This is a genomic window from Streptomyces sp. NPDC007971 (assembly GCF_042958635.1).
Classification (GTDB): Bacteria; Actinomycetota; Actinomycetes; order Streptomycetales; family Streptomycetaceae; genus Streptomyces.
The window spans coordinates 57154-73680 of the sequence record NZ_JBIBJK010000024.1; the positions used below are offsets into that span (position 1 = coordinate 57154).

Genomic DNA, 16527 nt, shown 5'->3' on the forward strand with positions numbered 1-16527 from the left:
CCGACAGGTACGGATAGCCGCGTGACCTCCTTCGCTCCGGATTCGATCGTCCTGAACCGCAAACTGCCGCTGTGGTACCAGGTGTCGCAGTCGCTGCGCGCCTCGATCCTCGGCCGCTCGCCCGAGGACCCGCTGCGCCTGCCCACCGAGGAGCAGCTGGCGGAGCACTACGGGGTCAGCGTGCTGACCATGCGACAGGCGCTGAAGGAGCTGGAGGACGAGGGGCTGATCAGCCGGCACCGGCGGCGCGGCACGTTCATCGAGCCCGATGTGCGGCGCGGGGCGCCGGTGCGGCTCCTCGGTTCGGTGGACGCGATCGTGGCCCAGCAGTCCGGCATGACGACCGAGCTGCTGGACCACGGCCGCACCCCGGTGCCGCCCGCCCTCGCCGAGCACTTCCCGGATCTCGCGGAGGTGGCGACGTACCACCGCCTGCGCAGCGACGAGAAGACCGGTGAGCCGACCAACCACGCCCTCAACCACGTCCGTCCCGAACTGGCCGCGCACATCGACCTGGAGGACCTCGTCCGCTGGCCCATGACCAAGGTCCTGCGGGACCTGGTCGGGGCGGACATCAGCCGCATCACGGACACCGTGGAGGCGCGGCTCGCCGACCCGGAGACCGCCCGGCTGCTCCAGGTGCCGCTGCTCAGCCCGATCCTGCACTACACGGGCGTGACGTACGACGCCGCCGGCCGGGTGCTGGACGTCGCGGTCATCCACTACCGGGGCGACCGCTTCTCCTTCACGGTCACGCTGGACGCCACCTGAGGGCGGATCCCCTCGGCCCCCTGGCCCCGGTGCCCCGGTGCCCCGGTCAGGCCGTACCATGCCCTGCGTGACGCACGACGACGCTCCGCTCCTTGCGGACCTCATGCCGTGGTCCGTCGCACCGCTGCGGCTGGGCCGCGCCTGGCCGACGGCGCCCGGTCCGGCCTCCCTGAAAGCCCGCTGGGAAGCCCTGCTGAAGGCCGGAGGGCCGGACCGGGAGGCGCTGTTCGAGCCGACCCGGGCCCGCACGCTCCACTCGGCGGTGGGCCAGCTGCCCGGCCGGGCGGCCGGCACGGAGCGGCTGGCGCGTGCCGAGGGCCCCTGCGCGGAGCCGGTCCGTGTGCTGACCGCACCGTTCGACGAGCAGTGGCTGATCCCGGACCACCGGCTGATCGACACGGCCCGCCCGGAGCTGTGGCGGGTCGCGGACACGCAGCAGGTGTTCGTGGTGGAGACGGGCACGGAGACGTCCGGGGAACCCCCGTTGCTCGCGACCTCCGTCCTGCCCACCCTCCGCACCGGCCGCATCCGTCCCCTGTACCGGCGTCCGGGCGGCACGGAACCGAACCTGGCTCCGGGCATGCTGGACCATCTGACGGCCCGCCTCGGTGAACGCCCGGCCCCACCGGACGTCCTGGCCTGGATCCTGGCCACGGTCCGCCCCGACCTCACCGTCCCGCTCACCGAGGACGCGGGGCTCTGGACCCGGGGCGTCGACGTGGGCCGCCGCATGCTGTGGCTGATGCGCCGCGACGGCGAGCGGCCCAAGCTCCCGGGCGGCCGCCGCCCCTACGTCCGCGCACCGCTGCCCGCCCTCCCCGTGACCCTCGACTACGACCGCGACGAGGAGACCCTCCGCCTCGGCGAGGGCCGCATCTCCCCCGTGCCGCCCGCGGCCTGGGACTACGAGGTGGCCGGAGTGCGTGTCCTGCAGGCCTGGTTCGCGGCCCGCACGGCGCCCGCCGAGCCGGGCACCCTGGCCGCGCTCCGCCCCGCGACCTGGCCGCAGCCCTGGACCTCGGAGCTGCTGGAGCTGATCACGGTCCTGGCCCTGCTGGCGGAACTGCGCCCGCAGCGCGCCGCGCTGACGGTGACCGCACCCGTGACGGCGGCCGGCCTGCACCGCGCGGGCGTCCTCCCCGTCCCGGACACGGCCCGCCGCCCGGCCTCCGTCCTCGACCACCACGAGGAAGGCCCCGAGGGCCAGTTCGCCCTGCTCTAGGCGCGGTTCGGGGCCACCGGCCGGCCCGCGCGGGGCGAACAGACCGGGCTAGCGCGGCGCGAACGCGTCCAATACCCGCTCCAGTGCCCGCCCGAACACCGCCTCCAGGTCGATCGGGCCCGGGTCCTCGCTGAACGCCGCCGCCATCCTCGGGTACGCGCCGGACGCGACCCGGCCGCTCAGGTAGGCGATGCGCACCGCGTTCTCCTCGTCCTCGGACCAGGGCAGGGCGCGTACCCGCTCGGCCGTGTCGATCTCGTTGCGGACGTAGGTGGTCACCACGCCGTTCAGCATGGCGATCAGTTCGAGCTTGGTGCCGTAGGACCCCTCCAGCGGTTCCAGGCACGCGAGGCAGTGCTCCAGATAGCGCAGGGCGTGCGGGCTGAAGCCGTACACCGGGGACATCAGGCGCGGCACCCACGGGTGGCGGTGCATCAGCGCCCGCGTGTCGTGCGCCACCCGCAGCAGGTCCGCCCGCCAGTCGCCGCTCGGCTCCCACGGGGCGTGCTCCGCGCTGACCGCGTCCACCATCAGCTCGTACAGGTCCTCCTTGCGGGGGACGTAGTTGTACAGCGACATGGTGCCGCAGCCCAGCTCGGCCGCCACGTGCCGCATCGACACCGCGTCGAGCCCCTGCGCGTCGGCGATCCGGACGGCCGCGGCCGCGATGTCGTCGCGCGTGTACGCGGGCTTCGGGCCTCGGCCCGTGCGCTCCGGACGCGCCCAGATCACTTCGGGGACGGCCCCTCGGACTGCCATCGGTCATCACCTCGACCACCATCCTAGTTACGTACGGCGTACGTAGTGCGGTATGGTCACCCCATGACTACTACGTACGCTGTACTTAGTGAGGGTCTGGAGAAGCGCTTCGGCGCCGTGCACGCCCTGCGCGGGCTGGATCTGGCGGTGGCTCAGGGGACGGTCTGCGGGCTGCTCGGCCCGAACGGCGCCGGAAAGACGACGGCGGTGCGGCTGCTGACCACGCTGCTGCGGCCCGACGCGGGCTCGGCGCGGATCGCGGGCCACGACCTGGTGCGCGAGGCGGCGGCCGTGCGGCGCCGGATCGGCGTCACCGGGCAGTACGCCTCGGTCGACGGGGACCTCACCGGCCGCGAGAACCTGCGGCTGTTTGCACGGCTGCACCGGGTGCGGGGGCCGGCCGGCCGGGCCGGGGAACTGCTGGAGCGGTTCGGTCTGGCCGAGGCCGGCGACCGGAAGGTCTCGGTCTACTCGGGCGGCATGCGGCGCCGACTGGATCTGGCGGCCAGCCTCGTGCTCCGCCCCGACGTGCTCTTCCTCGACGAGCCGACCACCGGACTCGATCCGGCCAGCCGCAACCACATCTGGCAGGCCGTGCGGGAGCTGACGGCACAGGGCACGACCGTGCTGCTCACCACGCAGTACCTGGAGGAGGCCGACCGGCTCGCCGACGACATCGCCCTGGTGGACGGCGGACGGGTCGCACACACCGGGTCGCCCGCCGAGCTCAAGGCGCTCATCGGGTCGTACGCGGAGGCCGCGGTCCCCGACGGCGACGACGACGGGCTGCGGGCGGCGGCCGGCGTGCTCGACCGGCTCACCGGCTCCGCGCCCGTGTTCGACCGCGAGCGGGGCGCCGTCGGCGCGGTCACCACCGACCCGACCCTGACCCTGCCCCGCCTGGTGCGCGAACTCGACGCGGCCGGTGTGCCGTTGCTGGACGTGCGCCTGAGACCGCCGACTCTCGACGACGTCTTCCTCCGGCTCACCGGACAGTGCGCCGACGACAAGGAGCTGGTCCAGTGAACGCGTTGGCCCACGACGGCCTGGCGATGACCGGCCGACAGCTGCGCCGGGTCCGCAACAGCCCGGGCCTGGCGATCCTGACCCAGATGATGCCGGTCAACATGCTGCTCTTCTTCGGCTACGTCTTCGGCAGCGCACTGGCGATGCCCGGCCGCGAGTACCGCTCCTTCCTCGTGCCCGGGCTGCTGGTCGCGACCGCGGCCGGCGGACTGATGACCGGCATGTTCCAGGCCGCCGCCGACACCCACCGGGGCGTGACGGACCGCTTTCGCGCGATGCCGGTGAGCCGGGCCGCGGTACCGCTCGGGCAGGCGGTGGCGGACCTCGTGGTCACGGCCGTCGGCACGGTGCCGCTGCTGCTCGTGGCGCTCGCCGTGGGGTGGCGGATCGAGGGGTCCGCCGTCGAGGCCGCCGCGGCGGTGGGCCTGCTGCTGCTCTTCCGGTTCGCCTGCACCTCGGCCGGGATCTTCCTGGGGCTGCTCACCCGCAGCGAGGACGCGGCCGGGCAGCTCGGCGCCTCCTCCTTCGTGCTGCCGCTGCTGTCCGACGCCTACATCCCGACGGACAACCTGCCGGGCTGGCTGCGCACACTCGCCGAGTGGAATCCGATCAGCGCGGTGACCACCGCCCTGCGGGACCTCTTCGGCAACGCGCCCGTGCCGCACGACGCCGCCTGGCCGGTGGCCCACCCGGTCGCCGGGGCGCTCGCCTGGAGCCTCGCCCTGACCGCGGTCTTCCTGCCCCTGGCCGTACGCCGGTACGCACACGGGCAGCGGTGACCGGGTACTGACAGAACCGCCGGTCAGGGGAGATCATCCACTCCATGGACCGTCTCCCGCTGCCCCTGGAGGGCATCACCGTCGTCGCCGTCGAACAGGCCGTGTCCGCACCCTTCGCGACCCGGCAGCTCGCCGACCTGGGCGCCCGGGTCGTCAAGGTGGAGCGCATCGACGGCGGCGACTTCGCGCGCGGCTACGACACCGCGGCCGGCGGTCTCGCCTCGCACTTCGTGTGGTGCAACCGCGGCAAGGAGTCCATCGCGCTGGACCTCAAGGACCCCCGCGGCCTCGACGTCGTACGGCGGCTGGTCGCGGACGCGGACGTGTTCGTGCAGAACCTCGCCCAGGGCGCCGCGGCCCGGCTCGGTCTGGACGCGGCCACCCTGTGCGCGGCGCACCCGCGGCTGATCGCCGTGGACATCTCGGGATACGGCAGCTCGGGCCCGTACGCGGACAAGCGGGCCTACGACATGCTCGTGCAGTGCGAGGCCGGGCTCGTGTCGGTGACCGGAACACCCGGGCAGCCCGTCAAGGCGGGGATTCCGGCGGCGGACATCGCGGCGGCCATGTACGCCTTCTCCGGCGTGCTGGCCGCGCTGGTGCGGCGTGGCACGACCGGGCGGGGCGGGCCGGTGGAGGTGTCGATGCTGGAGGCGCTCGCGGAGTGGATGGGGCATCCGCTGCACCACGCGATGCACGGCGGTGAGCCCCCGGCACGCACCGGGCTCGCGCATGCCGTCATCGCGCCCTACGACGCCTATGCGACGGCGGACGGCGGACGGGTGCTGTTGTCGGTGCAGAACGACCGGGAGTGGCGGCGGCTGGCCGAACAGGTCATCGGCCGACCGGAACTGGGGACGGATCCGGACCTGGCGACGAACGCCGCGCGGGTGGTGAACCGGGCGCGGACCGACGAGCTGGTCGCAGGTGCGCTGGGAGTGCTGGACGCCGACGAGGCGCTGGGCCGGCTGGAGAAGGCGGGCATCGCCTGTGCCCGGCTCAGGGATCTGGACGAGCTGGCGGAACATCCACAGCTGACGGCCCGGGAGCGGTGGCGTCAGGTGGGGTCACCGGTCGGGCCGTTGAAGGCATTGCTGCCTCCCATCACGCTGCCGGGCGGGGACGAGGCACGGATGGGTGACGTGCCCGCGCTCGGGCAGCACACCGGGGCGCTGCTGCGTGCCGTGGGGATGACGGACGACGAGATCGCAGCGTTGCGCCGGGACGGCGTGGTGGCCTGAGCGCGGGCCCCTCGAAGAATCCTTGCGAGGAACGCCGGTTCGCTCGGAGCGGGACGGGATACCGCTCAGTGCCCGCCGAAGAGCGAGCGGCGCAGTCGGCGCAGCGGAGCGAAGAGGGAGACGCGGCTGACCCGTGCGCCCCGGTCGCTGCGCTGGTGCGCTTTGTCACGTGCCGTCAGCTCAAGCATCAGCGAGGTCGCCTCGGCCGCCTTCTGCTGCGGTATGGCGGGACCCGCCAGCACCGAAAGATGGCGGTCGAGGCGCGAACTGGTCGCGCTGCTCCCGCAAGTGATCGCAGGGACCCTGGCCCTGCTGCGCACTGTTATCTGCTCCATGTCACTCCCCACCCGTACGAGTCCACCCGGCCCGGGCAGGGTAACCCTATCGCCCCATCGAGGCATGCGGGTATCTCGACCACAGGATTCACCTTCCCCGTAAGGCGGTTGACCATCCCACGATGACTACTCTCCGAATCCGACCGATTTCAGGGTGAGTTGGACAAGCGGCTGGCTGGTGGGCTGTGCCGAGCCTCCGTTCGGCTCGACGGTTACGGCGAGTGACGCCGAGGACTTGCCGAGCCCCTTCGCGACCAAGGGCGTGTCGCCCTCGAAGAGCCCGAGGGAGCGCGGTTGCACATGGGGGCGCATGACCCAGAGCTGGTGAACGCGTCCACCGGACGGGTTTCCGTATCCGCTGAGCGTGACGACGGCTCGCCCCTCCGATGCGGAAGCGATCACTCCGATACTGCGGCCCCGGGCGTCCTCGCTGCCGGCGGCACGGGCGTCGGGAGCAGCCAGAACGTGGGCGATGTCACGTGCCTGGGCCTTCTCGGCGTCGAGCTGGTCCCGGGTGCGGTTCGCCTGGACCGCGAAGAGGGAGGCGACGACGAGGGCCGCGGCGGCGGTCGCCGTGGCGAAGGGGACGAAGAGAGGGCGGGCACGGGTGCGCGGCGGCGGAGGCTGGGTGCCCCACACGTGCGGCGGCAACTGGGGCGCACGCTCCCGCGCGGGCGCCGGTGCCTGCTCCTGCGGAGTGGTGCGCACGGCGGCCAGCACCCTCTCGCGCAGGGCGGGCGGCGCCGCGGCGGCCGTGGACCAGGCGAGGCGCACCGCGTCCTCGGCCAGCGCCCGCACCTCGGCGGCACAGCGGTCGCAGCCGTTCAGGTGCTTCTCGAAGCGGCGGCGCTCGTCGGGTCCGAGGGCGTCGAGCGCGTAGGGGGCGGCGAGGGAGTGCAGGTCCCTGCGGCCCAGCAGGCGGCCGAAGATGCTCATGCCGCGCCTCCCAGGCACTGGCGCAGCCGGGTGAGTCCGTCGCGCATCCGCGTCTTGACCGTGCCGAGCGGCAGCGAGAGCCGCTCGGCCACCTCACGGTACGTGTACCCGTCGTAGTAGGCGAGCGTCACGGACTGGCGCTGCAGGGCGGTGAGCCGGTCCAGGCAGCGGCGCACCCACTCGCGCTCCAGGCCCGCCTCGACCTCCTCGGCGACATGGTCGAAGGCGGGTTCCCCGGCGCGCAGGGCCTCGCGCTGCTCGCGTTCGCCGGCGGCGCGGGCGCTGCGCACCCGGTCCACCGCACGCCGGTGGGCGAGGGTGAGGATCCAGGACAGGGCGCTGCCCCGACGGGGATCGAACCGGGCGGCGGAGCGCCACAGTTCGAGCAGCACCTCCTGGGCGACCTCCTCGGACTGGGCGGGGTCGCGCACCACGCGCCGCACGAGCCCGAACACCGGTCCGGAGACCAGTGCGTACAGATCCTCGAACGCCCTCTGATCACCACCGGCCACGAGCACCAGAAGCTCGTCCGCCTCCACCCCGGCCCCCCTTCCGTGGCCGCAGCCGGCCCTGCCTCTGACTCCACGCATCCGCACGAGCGCACACCTCCGGCGGGTGATACGGATCAACGGGCCGAAAACGCGGGTCCAAAACACGGAAAAAAAATCTTCCGTCCGACCAATCCGATCGGCTCCCCGGCTCCGTATCACCGTCCGTCAAGGCAAGTTGGCACTGAGGACGGACGGCATGACACCTCTCTTCTCCAGGAGCGGCACAGGACGCAAGGGCCTGGTCACGCTCATCTGTGGTGCGCTGGCCGCCGGAGGGCTCGCAGCCGCCGGCGTCGCCACGCTGGAACCCGGGGCGGCCTCCGCCTCCTCCCACCGCGAGGCCCCGCTGATCTCGGGGACCCCGCAGTACGACAACACGGACCTGTACGCCTTCGTCAGCCCGGACAAGCCGGACACCACGACGATCGTGGCCAACTGGATCCCGTTCGAGGAGCCGGCCGGCGGCCCGAACTTCTACACGTTCGCGGACGACGCCCAGTACGACATCCACATCGACAACAACGGTGACGCGCAGGGCGAGTTGCTCTTCCGGTACACCTTCAAGACGCACGTCAAGAACAAGAACACCTTCCTCTACAACACGGGGGCGGTGAAGAGCCTCGACGACCCGAACCTCAACATCACGCAGACCTACGACATCGACCTGATCAAGCTGCACAACCAGAAGGTGGTCTCCAAGACGCGGCTCGCGGACAGCGTGCCGGTCGCGCCGTCGGACGTCGGCAAGGCGTCGATGCCGGACTACGCCAAGCTGCGGGCGCAGGCCATCCACCAGACGGCGGGCGGCGCCGCGACCTTCGCCGGGCAGGCCGACGACCCGTTCTTCGCGGACCTGCGCGTCTTCGACCTGCTCTACGGCGGGAACCTCTCCGAGGTCGGACGGGACACCCTCAAGGGCTACAACGTCAACACGATCGCGCTGCAGGTGCCCAACGACCTGATCCGCGAGTCGGCCAAGCAGCCGATCGTCGGCATCTGGTCGACCACCCAGCGCCGCAACGCGCAGGGCTACTACTCGCAGGTCTCGCGCCTGGGCAACCCGCTGGTCAACGAGGTCGTCAACCCGCAGAAGGACAAGGACAGGTTCAACGCGTCCCAGCCCTGGTACGACGCGCAGTTCCTGAAGAACGTGACCAACCCCGAGCTGCCGAAGCTCATCGAGTCGATCTACAAGATCAAGGCACCGGCCGAGCCGCGCAACGACCTCGTCGACGTGTTCCTCAAGGGCGTCAAGGGCCTCAACCAGCCGCCGTACGTGAAGCCTTCCGAGGAACTGCGCCTCAACACCTCGATCAAGCCGAGCATGCACCCCAAGCGGCTGGGTGTCCTCGACGGTGACAACGCGGGCTTCCCGAACGGCCGTCGCCTCACCGACGACGTGATCGACGCCTCGCTCCAGGTGGTCGAGGGCGAACTGGTCGGCTCCAAGAACGACCTGGGTGACGCGGTCGACAAGAACGACAAGGGCTTCGAGAAGTACTTCCCGTACGTGGCCGAGCCGACGGCGGGCTCCCGCGGCGCGCTTGCCAAGGGCACGTCCGGCAACGCCGACGTGCGCAGCCAGCTCGGCGACGCCCTTCAGCCGGCCGGGTCCTCCTCCGGCGGCTCCGGCAACACGATGCTGATCGCCGCCTCGGCGGCCTCGGGCGCGGCCGGGATCCTGCTGATCGGCACCGCCTTCGCCTGGTGGCGCCGCCGCATGCAGCGCCCGTACTGACGCGCATCCCACCTACCGGCGCGGCCCGTTTCCCCCCACGGCGGGCCGCGCCCTTTTCCTCGACCATGACCAGGCGACCTAGGAGAGGGCATGGCCCCGCGTATCGATGACGAGGAGTCCGGCGGGCGGACGGTGAGCAAGGGCGCGGGCGCCACCCCGGCGACCGCCGCCCGCGCAACCGGGCCGGCCGGGTCCGTGCCGGAGACGGCCGTGCCGGAGACGGCCGTGCCGGAGACCGAGCTGTCCGTGCCGGGCAAGGAGGCGGCAACGCCGGAAACGGCGCCGTCCGTGGCGGACGCTGAGGCGACAACGCCGGAAACCGCGCCGTCCCTGCCGGACGCTGAGGCGGCAACACCCCAAACGGCACCGTCCCTGCCGGACACGGCTGCGACAGCCCCGGAATCCAAGCCGTCCGTGCCGCAGGCGGCAGCGCCGGAAGCAGAGCCGCAGACCGCAGTGCCGGGAACAGCAGCGCAACCGGCGCCGGAAGCCGCGGCAGCGGAATCGGCGTCCGGGACCGCAGCACCGGCGTCGGCCCCGGAAGCCGCAGTGTCGTCGTCGGAGCCGGCGAAGGCGGGCTCCGTGCCCGGCGCCGACCGGCGCGTGACCGCCGTCCGGCGCATCGCCGCCGCGGGTCGGCGCTGGCGCGCGGCCCAACTCGTGGGCAGCGCAGCCCTGCTGGCCGTCGCGCTCACCGGCGGGGCGATCGCCGTCGGGGCGGCACGGGACGGCGGGCCCGCCGTGGCGGCCGCCTCCAGCGCCGTGGATCCGGGGCTGCTCGGCAGCGGCGACCTGGACGCGAGCATCGCCGCCCTCCAGACTCATCTGCGCTCCCAGCCGAGGGACGTCGACGGCTGGGCCACCCTCGGCCTGGCCTACGTGGAGCAGGCACGGACCAAGGGGGATCCCGCTCGCTATCCGCAGGCGGAGAAGGCACTGGACCGGTCGCTGGCGCTGGCACCCGGAAACGACCAGGCCCTGGCCGGCCGGGCCGCCCTCGACGCCGCCCGGCACGACTTCAAGGACGCCCTGACCTACGCGGACCGGGCCCTGAAGCAGAACCCGTACGGCGAGCGCGCCCTGTCCGTCCGTGTCGACGCCCTGGTCGAACTCGGCCGCTACGCCGAGGCCGACCGGGCCGTCGGGACCGCGGACGCGCGCAAGCCGGGCGTGCCCGTCTTCACGCGGTACGCGTACGTGCACGAGCTGCGCGGCGACGTGACGACCGCTCGGCGCGTGCTCAAGCAGGCCCTGGCCGTGGCCACTTCCCGGGGCGACGTGGCGTACGTGTCCGCGCAGCTCGGCCAGCTCGCCTGGAACCAGGGCGACTACAAGGGTGCGCTGGGCTTCTACGCCCGGGCGCTGGCGGCCGACGAGAACTACCTTCCCGCCCTGGAGGGCCGGGCCCGCACCCAGGCCGCGACCGGCCGGCGCGACGAGGCGATCAAGGGCCTGGAGACCGTCGTGGCCCGCTACCCGCTGCCCGGCCCCCTCGTGGAACTCGGCGAGCTGTACGAGGCCCGCGGCGCGGCCGGCGACCGGGCCAGGGCGCGCGACCAGTACGCCCTCGTGGACGCCTGGATCGCCCTCGCCCGCGCCAACGGCGTCAACGCCGACCTCGACACGGCGCTGGCCGCCGCCGACCACGGGAACAAGGCGTCCGCCCTGCGTGCGGCGCGCGCCGAATGGGCCCGCCGGCACACCGTGCACACCGCCGACGCCCTCGCCTGGGCACTGCACGTCAACGGCCATGACGAGGAGGCCCTTCCCTATGCGCGCCGGGCCACGGCCACCGGCTACCGCAACGCCGCCTTCCGCTACCACCGCGGCATGATCGAGCTGGCCACGGGACACACCGCGCAGGGCCGGGCGTCCCTGGCGGCGGCCCTGAAGCTGAACCCCGGCTTCTCCCCCCTGGGCGCGGCCGAGGCCCGCAAGGCCCTGGAGGCCGCACGGTGAACCTCCGTCGCCCGTTCGCCTGCGCCGCGGCCGTCCTCACGGCCGCCTGCGCCCTCGTGCTCACCCCGGCCACCGCCGCGAGCGCGCATCCCCTCGGCAACTTCACCGTCAACCGCTACGACGGTCTCGTCGCCGCTCCCGGACAGCTCCGCGTCGACCATGTGGAGGACCTCGCCGAGATCCCGGCGACGCAGGCCAAGCCCGGTATCGAGCGGCTCGGCCTGACCGCGTGGGCCAAGCAGCGGTGCGCCGACGCCGCGCAAGGCAGCGTGCTCACCGTCGGAGGACGGCACGTCGCCCTGGCCACCGGCACCGCCCGCGCCCACCTGCGGCCCGGGCAGGCGGGGCTGAACACGCTGCGCGTGGAGTGCCGGTTCACCGCACCCCTTCCGCAGGGGAAGGCGGCCGCCCTCGGCTTCCACGGCGCGGGAGCCACCGGCGGCCCCGGCTGGCGGGAGATCACCGCGCGCGGCGACCGTATGACGCTGACCGCGACGGACGTCCCGGCGAAGTCCGTCTCTCACGAACTCACCACGTACCCGAAGGACCTGCTCTCCTCGCCCGCCGACACCACCGCGGCCTCCCTGCACGTGCGTCCGGGCGGCCCGGCACTGGCCGAGGAGCGGCAGGACGCCCCGGGGGCGGGTGTGCTGCCCCGGGGCGCCGACCGCTGGACCCGCGCCCTGGACGACCTCGTGGCCCGCCACGACCTGACCCTCGGCTTCGCCACGCTCGCCCTGCTCATCGCGGTGGTCCTCGGCGCGATGCACGCGCTGGCGCCGGGACACGGCAAGACCCTGATGGCCGCGTCGGCGGCGGCGCGCGGAAGCCGCGCCCGGCTGCGGGACGTGCTGCCCCTGGCCGCCTCGGTCACGGTCACGCACACGCTCGGCGTGGTCGCCCTGGGCCTGCTCGTGACGGCCGGCTCCGCCGCCACGCCCTCGGTGATCGCCTGGCTGGGCATCGCCAGCGGCGCCCTGGTACTCGCCGCGGGCGCGAACCTCGTACGACGGGCCTGGCCCCACCGTGCGCACGGGCACGCTCACCCCCATGTCCACGCGCATGAAGAGCATGAAGAGGTGGAGGAGCGGCAGTTGGCCGTCGTGGGCGCCCAGCACGGAACGCCCCACGGCCATGACCACCACCATGGCCACGACCACGACCACCCTTCCGGCCATCACCATGAGCATGCCGAGCACCACGGCCAGAGCCACAGCCATGACCACGACCACGACCATGACCGTGCCCACGGGCACACTCACCACCACGCCGTCGAACACACCCATGGCGGTCACACCCACAGCCACCCCACGGCTCCCACGCTCCGCGGCACGATCCTCCTGGGGTTCGCCGGTGGTCTGGTGCCCAGCCCCTCCGCGGTCGTCGTGCTCGTCGGTGCCGCGGCGCTCGGCAAGGCCTGGTTCGGGCTGCTGCTCGTCGTGGCGTACGGCGCCGGTCTTGCGCTGACGCTCACGGCGGCCGGGTTCGCCGTCGTCAGGCTGGGCTCGGGCGTCAGCCGGGTGCTGGAGCGGCGCCCGCGCTGGACCGCCCACCCGGTGGCCGCCCTGCTGCGCCGGACCCTGCCGCTCGCGTCCGCGCTGGTCGTTGTCGCCCTGGGTGCCGGATTGGTGCTCAAGGGGGCCGCATCCGCACTCGGTTGAGCTACTTTTGTGGAGAATTCACGTCAGATGCCGTGGGGGGCGCCCGTGTCCGGAGAACCGGGCCACGACCGTGTGATCGCGGACCGCTACCGTCTGCTGTCCCCGCTGGGCGAGGGCGGCATGGGCACGGTGTGGCGGGCCCGCGACGAGGTGCTGCACCGGGAGGTGGCCGTCAAGGAGGTGCGGGCCCCGGCCGGGCTGCCCGCGTCCGACGTCGAGCGGTTGTACGCGCGCCTGGAGCGCGAGGCATGGGCGGCGGCCCGGGTCGGCAACCGCAACGTGGTCACGGTCTACGACGTGGCGCTGGAGGGCGGCCGCCCGTGGATCGTGATGGAGCTGGTCCGCGGCCTGTCCCTGGCCGATCAGCTGGATGCCGAGGGGCCGCTGTCCCCGCAGCGGACCGCGCACATCGGTGCCGAGGTGCTGGCCGCGCTGCGTGCCGCGCACGCCGCCGGTGTGCTGCACCGGGACGTCAAGCCGGCCAACGTGCTGCTGTCGAACGACGGCCGGGTGGTCCTCACCGACTTCGGTATCGCGACGGTCGAGGGCAGCTCGGCGCTGACCATGACCGGGGAGGTGATCGGCTCACCGGAATTCCTCGCACCGGAGCGGGCACTGGGCCGTACGCCGGGCCCGGAGTCGGACCTGTGGTCGCTGGGCGTGCTGCTGTACGCGGCGGTCGAGGGGAATTCCCCGTTCCGGTACGACACTCCGCTGAGCACCCTGCGCGCCGTGGTGGACGAGGAACTGCCGCCGCCGCACCGCGCCGGACCGCTCGCGCCCGTCATCGAGGGGCTGCTGCGCAAGGACCCGGCCGAGCGGCTGTCCGCCGAGCGGGCGGAGCAGGATCTGCGGATCGTCGCGGCGGGCGGTGCTGCCCGCACGGAGCCGACGCCGGCGGCACCCTACGCCCCGACGGTCGCGGCCCGGCCGCAACGGCCCTCCCCCACACCGCCGATGCCCGTGCCCGCCGGGTATCCGGAGCCGTCGACCACGGCCGTCGCGCCCTCCCGGGAGCGGCGGACGGGCCTGGTGCTGGTGGCCGGTCTGCTCGCGGTCGTCCTCGCGCTGGCCGGGCTGACGTACGCGCTGCTCCATCACGACAACGGCGGCGGCAAGGGCGACAGCACCGCGCGGACCGGCCGGGCGAGCGGCAGGACGCACTCCCCCTCCCCGAGCACCGGTACGGACTCCGGCACCGGGGCGGCGCAGCCGCCCACGCACAGCAGTGCGCCGACGAGCAGCGCGCCGGCCCAGTCCGTGCAGGTGACCCTGGCGGGTTCGCACACCGCGTACGAGGGGACCTGCCCGCCGCCGGCCGGGCAGGCGCCCGCGTTCACGGCGACGTTCACGGTCGGGCGGCTGCCCGCGCAGGTGGAGTTCCGGTGGGTGCTGGCGCACGGGTCGGTCTCCGACCCGGGGTGGAAGACGCTGGCGTTCCCGGCCGGTGGCGGAAGGACCCGGCAGGTGCAGGTGGTCGTGACCGCCTACTCCGAGGACCGGACGATCGAGAACGCGATCAGCGTGGAGGTGCGCAGTCCGGTGCGGACCACGTCGAACTCCGTGCCGTTCTCGGTGACCTGTTCCACGACGGCGACGGAGACCCCGTCGGGCGGGGCCTCCGCTTCGCCTTCGACCTCGCCCTGACGGGTTCGGCCGCGGGCTCGGGACGCGTTCGCAGGGTTCAGGTCAGGTCCGCGGGACTCAGGACGCCTTCGCAGGCCTCAGGACGCGTTCGTGGTGAACACGGGCAGATAGCCGCCGGACTGGCCGGCCGCGGTGGGGTGGTACGACTCCCCGATGTCGAGCCAGTTGACGCTGTGCAGCCAGGAGTCGCCGGAGCAGATCTCGTGGCTTGAGAACGGGGAGCGGACGTCGCCGAAGACGAAGTCGTGGTCCAGGGCGCGCTTCTGGATGGCGGCGTCGATGTAGTCGGCGGCCGAGTTGATCGCGGACCGCTTGGTGCCGGAGAGGCCGAGGCAGCTCTGGCCGAGGAGGTAGAAGCGGGGGTAGCCGAGGACGACCACCCGGGCGGAGGGGGCCTTGGCACTGATCGCGTCGTAGACGGTGTCGAGCTTGCCGGGGAGCGTGGAGTCGACGTACGCCTTGGCATTGTTGATCTTGGATACGCAGCTGCTGTCGGACGAGAGGACGCAGGTCGTCATGATGTCGGCGAATCCCGCGTCGTTGCCGCCGATCGAGATCGAGACCAGGGCGGTGGAGGAGTTGAGCGAGCCGAGCTGGCCGGCGAGGACGTCGTCCGTCGTGGCGCCCGAGCAGGCGTTGAAGGCGAACGAGGACGGGCCGTGGGCGGCGTTCCACAGGTACGGGAACGCCTTGGTGCTGCGGTCGCAGCTTCCGCTGGAGCTGATGTAGCTGCCTGACCCGACTCCGGAGGAGTAGGAGTCACCGAGCGCCACATAGCCGCCGGTTGCGGCCGACGAGGAGGCCTGCGCCGTGGCGGCCCCGGTGAGGGCGAGGCCGGTGGCGAGAAGGAGCGAGGTCACGGATGCCGCAAATCGGGAACGTCTCATGGAACCTCCCTTTAGCAGGATCTCTGCCACAACTGTCGTACCAACTACGCGTGTTGATTGGAAGTGTTCATGCCAAGAACTTTTCAGGTTTGAACCACGCCTCAACGGGATCGGTTCAGGACCTTCACCGCACACCCCCTTCCCCCAGGGCCTCGAACACTCCGGGGAACACATGTTTAAAGGGGGACTGCCGTCTTGACGGCTCCTGCGGGCCTGCGCCACATTGAAGCCCGGCATCCGGCGCGTCGGGGGGCAAAGTCGCCAATGCAGACCTTACGCATCAAGACACCTTCAACAGACCGCGGCGAGGACGCCACCGAGCGGGTGCGCCCGGGTCCGGGGAGGGACCTGTCCGCGCTGCTCGCCGGGGCCGCCACGGCCGCCGCCGCGGTCGGCGCGGCGCTCGCACTCACTGACACCGCGTCACCGCTGCGCGCACCGTGCACGCTCTTCTTCCTGCTCACGGCTCCGGCCGCGGCGATCGGGACGGCGCTGCGCGGGCTCAATCCCGTCGGCCGGGTGCTCTGCGCGCTTGCGGGCGCGGTCGTGCTGAACATGCTGGTTGCCCAGGGCATGCTGGCCGTGCACCGATGGTCGGTGCGCGGTGGCGTCGTCGCGGTGGCGTCTCTCAGCCTGCTGCTCCTGCTGCCCGCCCTCGGCCGAGGGAAATTCCGTTCGAGGAAACGAACGCAAGACGGAACAACCCCGGCCAAAGTTCTGTAACGGCCCAACCAACAAAAACGTGAGACCTCGGTGCAGGTCTTGCCATTCTGGTTCAATCGTCAATACCGTCGTACAACTCACCCGCATCGGTCCGTCGGCACACGGTTCAGGGGAGGGCTCAGGGCCGTGACGTATCGGCGCGGGGCGCGGTAGGGGGGTGCCGTGCTCGGTGACCGCACATGTTTCCGAGTCGTGCCGCGCGACCGGCTGCCTTCTTTTTCCGGCAGCCCGGCCTGCTTTGCCAGCTCATCTGCGTGCACGGAGATCATTTCGCCGTGCCGAAGACGAGAAC

At 72.6% G+C, this 16527-nt stretch carries 15 protein-coding genes; 10 read left to right on the forward strand and 5 right to left on the reverse strand.

Annotated features, from left to right (window positions below):
* The first annotated feature begins 21 nt into the window (after nt 1-21).
* Nucleotides 22-771 (forward strand): GntR family transcriptional regulator, encoded by a 750-nt coding sequence (locus ACFZCP_RS37690; protein WP_362695972.1) that lies wholly within the window; start codon nt 22-24, stop codon nt 769-771.
* Nucleotides 772-829: 58 nt separating this feature from the next.
* On the forward strand, nt 830-1993 hold the full coding sequence (locus tag ACFZCP_RS37695; protein WP_391438213.1) for a type ISP restriction/modification enzyme: 1164 nt from the start codon (nt 830-832) through the stop codon (nt 1991-1993).
* 48 nt (nt 1994-2041) lie between these two features.
* Here the strand turns inward: ACFZCP_RS37695 and ACFZCP_RS37700 are convergent, their stop codons facing one another.
* Nucleotides 2042-2752, reverse strand: coding sequence for a TetR/AcrR family transcriptional regulator C-terminal domain-containing protein (locus ACFZCP_RS37700; RefSeq protein ID WP_391438214.1), 711 nt, complete (start codon nt 2750-2752; stop codon nt 2042-2044).
* A gap of 63 nt (nt 2753-2815) precedes the next feature.
* Here ACFZCP_RS37700 and ACFZCP_RS37705 point away from each other — a divergent pair, with 63 nt between their 5' ends.
* Genes ACFZCP_RS37705 through ACFZCP_RS37715 form a run of 3 tightly spaced genes read left to right on the forward strand, consistent with a single transcriptional unit; the run spans nt 2816 to nt 5798 of the window.
* The gene (locus ACFZCP_RS37705) at nt 2816-3778 is read left to right on the forward strand and encodes an ATP-binding cassette domain-containing protein (RefSeq protein ID WP_391438215.1); all 963 of its coding nucleotides are present in this window, start codon (nt 2816-2818) and stop codon (nt 3776-3778) included.
* Nucleotides 3775-4557, forward strand: coding sequence for an ABC transporter permease (locus tag ACFZCP_RS37710; RefSeq protein ID WP_391438216.1), 783 nt, complete (start codon nt 3775-3777; stop codon nt 4555-4557). The genes ACFZCP_RS37705 and ACFZCP_RS37710 overlap by 4 nt, the downstream gene beginning before the upstream one ends.
* 44 nt (nt 4558-4601) lie before the next feature.
* A complete protein-coding gene (locus tag ACFZCP_RS37715; RefSeq protein ID WP_391438217.1) occupies nt 4602-5798 on the forward strand; it encodes a CoA transferase in 1197 nt (398 codons plus the stop codon).
* 65 nt (nt 5799-5863) lie between these two features.
* Here ACFZCP_RS37715 and ACFZCP_RS37720 read toward each other — a convergent pair whose 3' ends face one another.
* From ACFZCP_RS37720 to ACFZCP_RS37730, 3 genes are all read right to left on the reverse strand, one after another.
* Nucleotides 5864-6133 carry a hypothetical protein gene (locus ACFZCP_RS37720; RefSeq protein WP_362695984.1) on the reverse strand — a complete coding sequence of 90 codons (270 nt, stop codon included), beginning with the start codon at nt 6131-6133 and terminating at the stop codon, nt 5864-5866.
* A 126-nt stretch (nt 6134-6259) separates the two neighbouring features.
* The gene (locus tag ACFZCP_RS37725) at nt 6260-7069 is read right to left on the reverse strand and encodes an anti-sigma factor domain-containing protein (RefSeq protein WP_391438218.1); all 810 of its coding nucleotides are present in this window, start codon (nt 7067-7069) and stop codon (nt 6260-6262) included.
* Nucleotides 7066-7608: an ECF RNA polymerase sigma factor SigK gene (locus tag ACFZCP_RS37730; RefSeq protein WP_391438219.1), complete on the reverse strand. Its 543-nt coding sequence runs from the start codon at nt 7606-7608 to the stop codon at nt 7066-7068. The genes ACFZCP_RS37725 and ACFZCP_RS37730 overlap by 4 nt, the downstream gene beginning before the upstream one ends.
* Nucleotides 7609-7816: 208 nt before the next feature.
* Here ACFZCP_RS37730 and ACFZCP_RS37735 point away from each other — a divergent pair, with 208 nt between their 5' ends.
* The 4 genes from ACFZCP_RS37735 to ACFZCP_RS37750 all read left to right on the forward strand — a co-directional run bounded on the left by ACFZCP_RS37735 (nt 7817) and on the right by ACFZCP_RS37750 (nt 14625).
* Nucleotides 7817-9358 (forward strand): DUF4331 family protein, encoded by a 1542-nt coding sequence (locus ACFZCP_RS37735; RefSeq protein ID WP_391438220.1) that lies wholly within the window; start codon nt 7817-7819, stop codon nt 9356-9358.
* Between the two features lie 90 nt (nt 9359-9448).
* Nucleotides 9449-11317, forward strand: coding sequence for a tetratricopeptide repeat protein (locus tag ACFZCP_RS37740; protein ID WP_391438221.1), 1869 nt, complete (start codon nt 9449-9451; stop codon nt 11315-11317).
* Nucleotides 11314-12978, forward strand: a complete 1665-nt coding sequence (locus tag ACFZCP_RS37745) for a sulfite exporter TauE/SafE family protein (RefSeq protein ID WP_391438222.1) — start codon at nt 11314-11316, stop codon at nt 12976-12978. Before ACFZCP_RS37740 ends, ACFZCP_RS37745 begins: the two co-directional genes overlap by 4 nt.
* Before the next feature lie 27 nt (nt 12979-13005).
* Nucleotides 13006-14625 (forward strand): protein kinase, encoded by a 1620-nt coding sequence (locus tag ACFZCP_RS37750; RefSeq protein WP_391438358.1) that lies wholly within the window; start codon nt 13006-13008, stop codon nt 14623-14625.
* Between the two features lie 77 nt (nt 14626-14702).
* Here the strand turns inward: ACFZCP_RS37750 and ACFZCP_RS37755 are convergent, their stop codons facing one another.
* Nucleotides 14703-15512, reverse strand: a complete 810-nt coding sequence (locus ACFZCP_RS37755; RefSeq protein ID WP_391438223.1) for a GDSL-type esterase/lipase family protein — start codon at nt 15510-15512, stop codon at nt 14703-14705.
* 195 nt (nt 15513-15707) lie between these two features.
* Here ACFZCP_RS37755 and ACFZCP_RS37760 point away from each other — a divergent pair, with 195 nt between their 5' ends.
* Complete coding sequence (locus ACFZCP_RS37760) at nt 15708-16235, forward strand: hypothetical protein (protein ID WP_391438224.1); 528 nt, start codon at nt 15708-15710, stop codon at nt 16233-16235.
* Nucleotides 16236-16527: the final 292 nt, after the last annotated feature.

Coding starts and splice junctions, on each gene's coding strand:
- ACFZCP_RS37740 (WP_391438221.1), top strand. CDS start 9,449: ATGGCCCCGCGTATCGATGACGAGGAGTCCGGCGGGCGGACGGTGAGC.
- ACFZCP_RS37735 (WP_391438220.1), top strand. CDS start 7,817: ATGACACCTCTCTTCTCCAGGAGCGGCACAGGACGCAAGGGCCTGGTC.
- ACFZCP_RS37725 (WP_391438218.1), bottom strand. CDS start 7,069: ATGAGCATCTTCGGCCGCCTGCTGGGCCGCAGGGACCTGCACTCCCTC.
- ACFZCP_RS37750 (WP_391438358.1), top strand. CDS start 13,006: ATGCCGTGGGGGGCGCCCGTGTCCGGAGAACCGGGCCACGACCGTGTG.
- ACFZCP_RS37700 (WP_391438214.1), bottom strand. CDS start 2,752: ATGGCAGTCCGAGGGGCCGTCCCCGAAGTGATCTGGGCGCGTCCGGAG.
- ACFZCP_RS37715 (WP_391438217.1), top strand. CDS start 4,602: ATGGACCGTCTCCCGCTGCCCCTGGAGGGCATCACCGTCGTCGCCGTC.
- ACFZCP_RS37755 (WP_391438223.1), bottom strand. CDS start 15,512: ATGAGACGTTCCCGATTTGCGGCATCCGTGACCTCGCTCCTTCTCGCC.
- ACFZCP_RS37695 (WP_391438213.1), top strand. CDS start 830: ATGCCCTGCGTGACGCACGACGACGCTCCGCTCCTTGCGGACCTCATG.
- ACFZCP_RS37705 (WP_391438215.1), top strand. CDS start 2,816: ATGACTACTACGTACGCTGTACTTAGTGAGGGTCTGGAGAAGCGCTTC.
- ACFZCP_RS37720 (WP_362695984.1), bottom strand. CDS start 6,133: ATGGAGCAGATAACAGTGCGCAGCAGGGCCAGGGTCCCTGCGATCACT.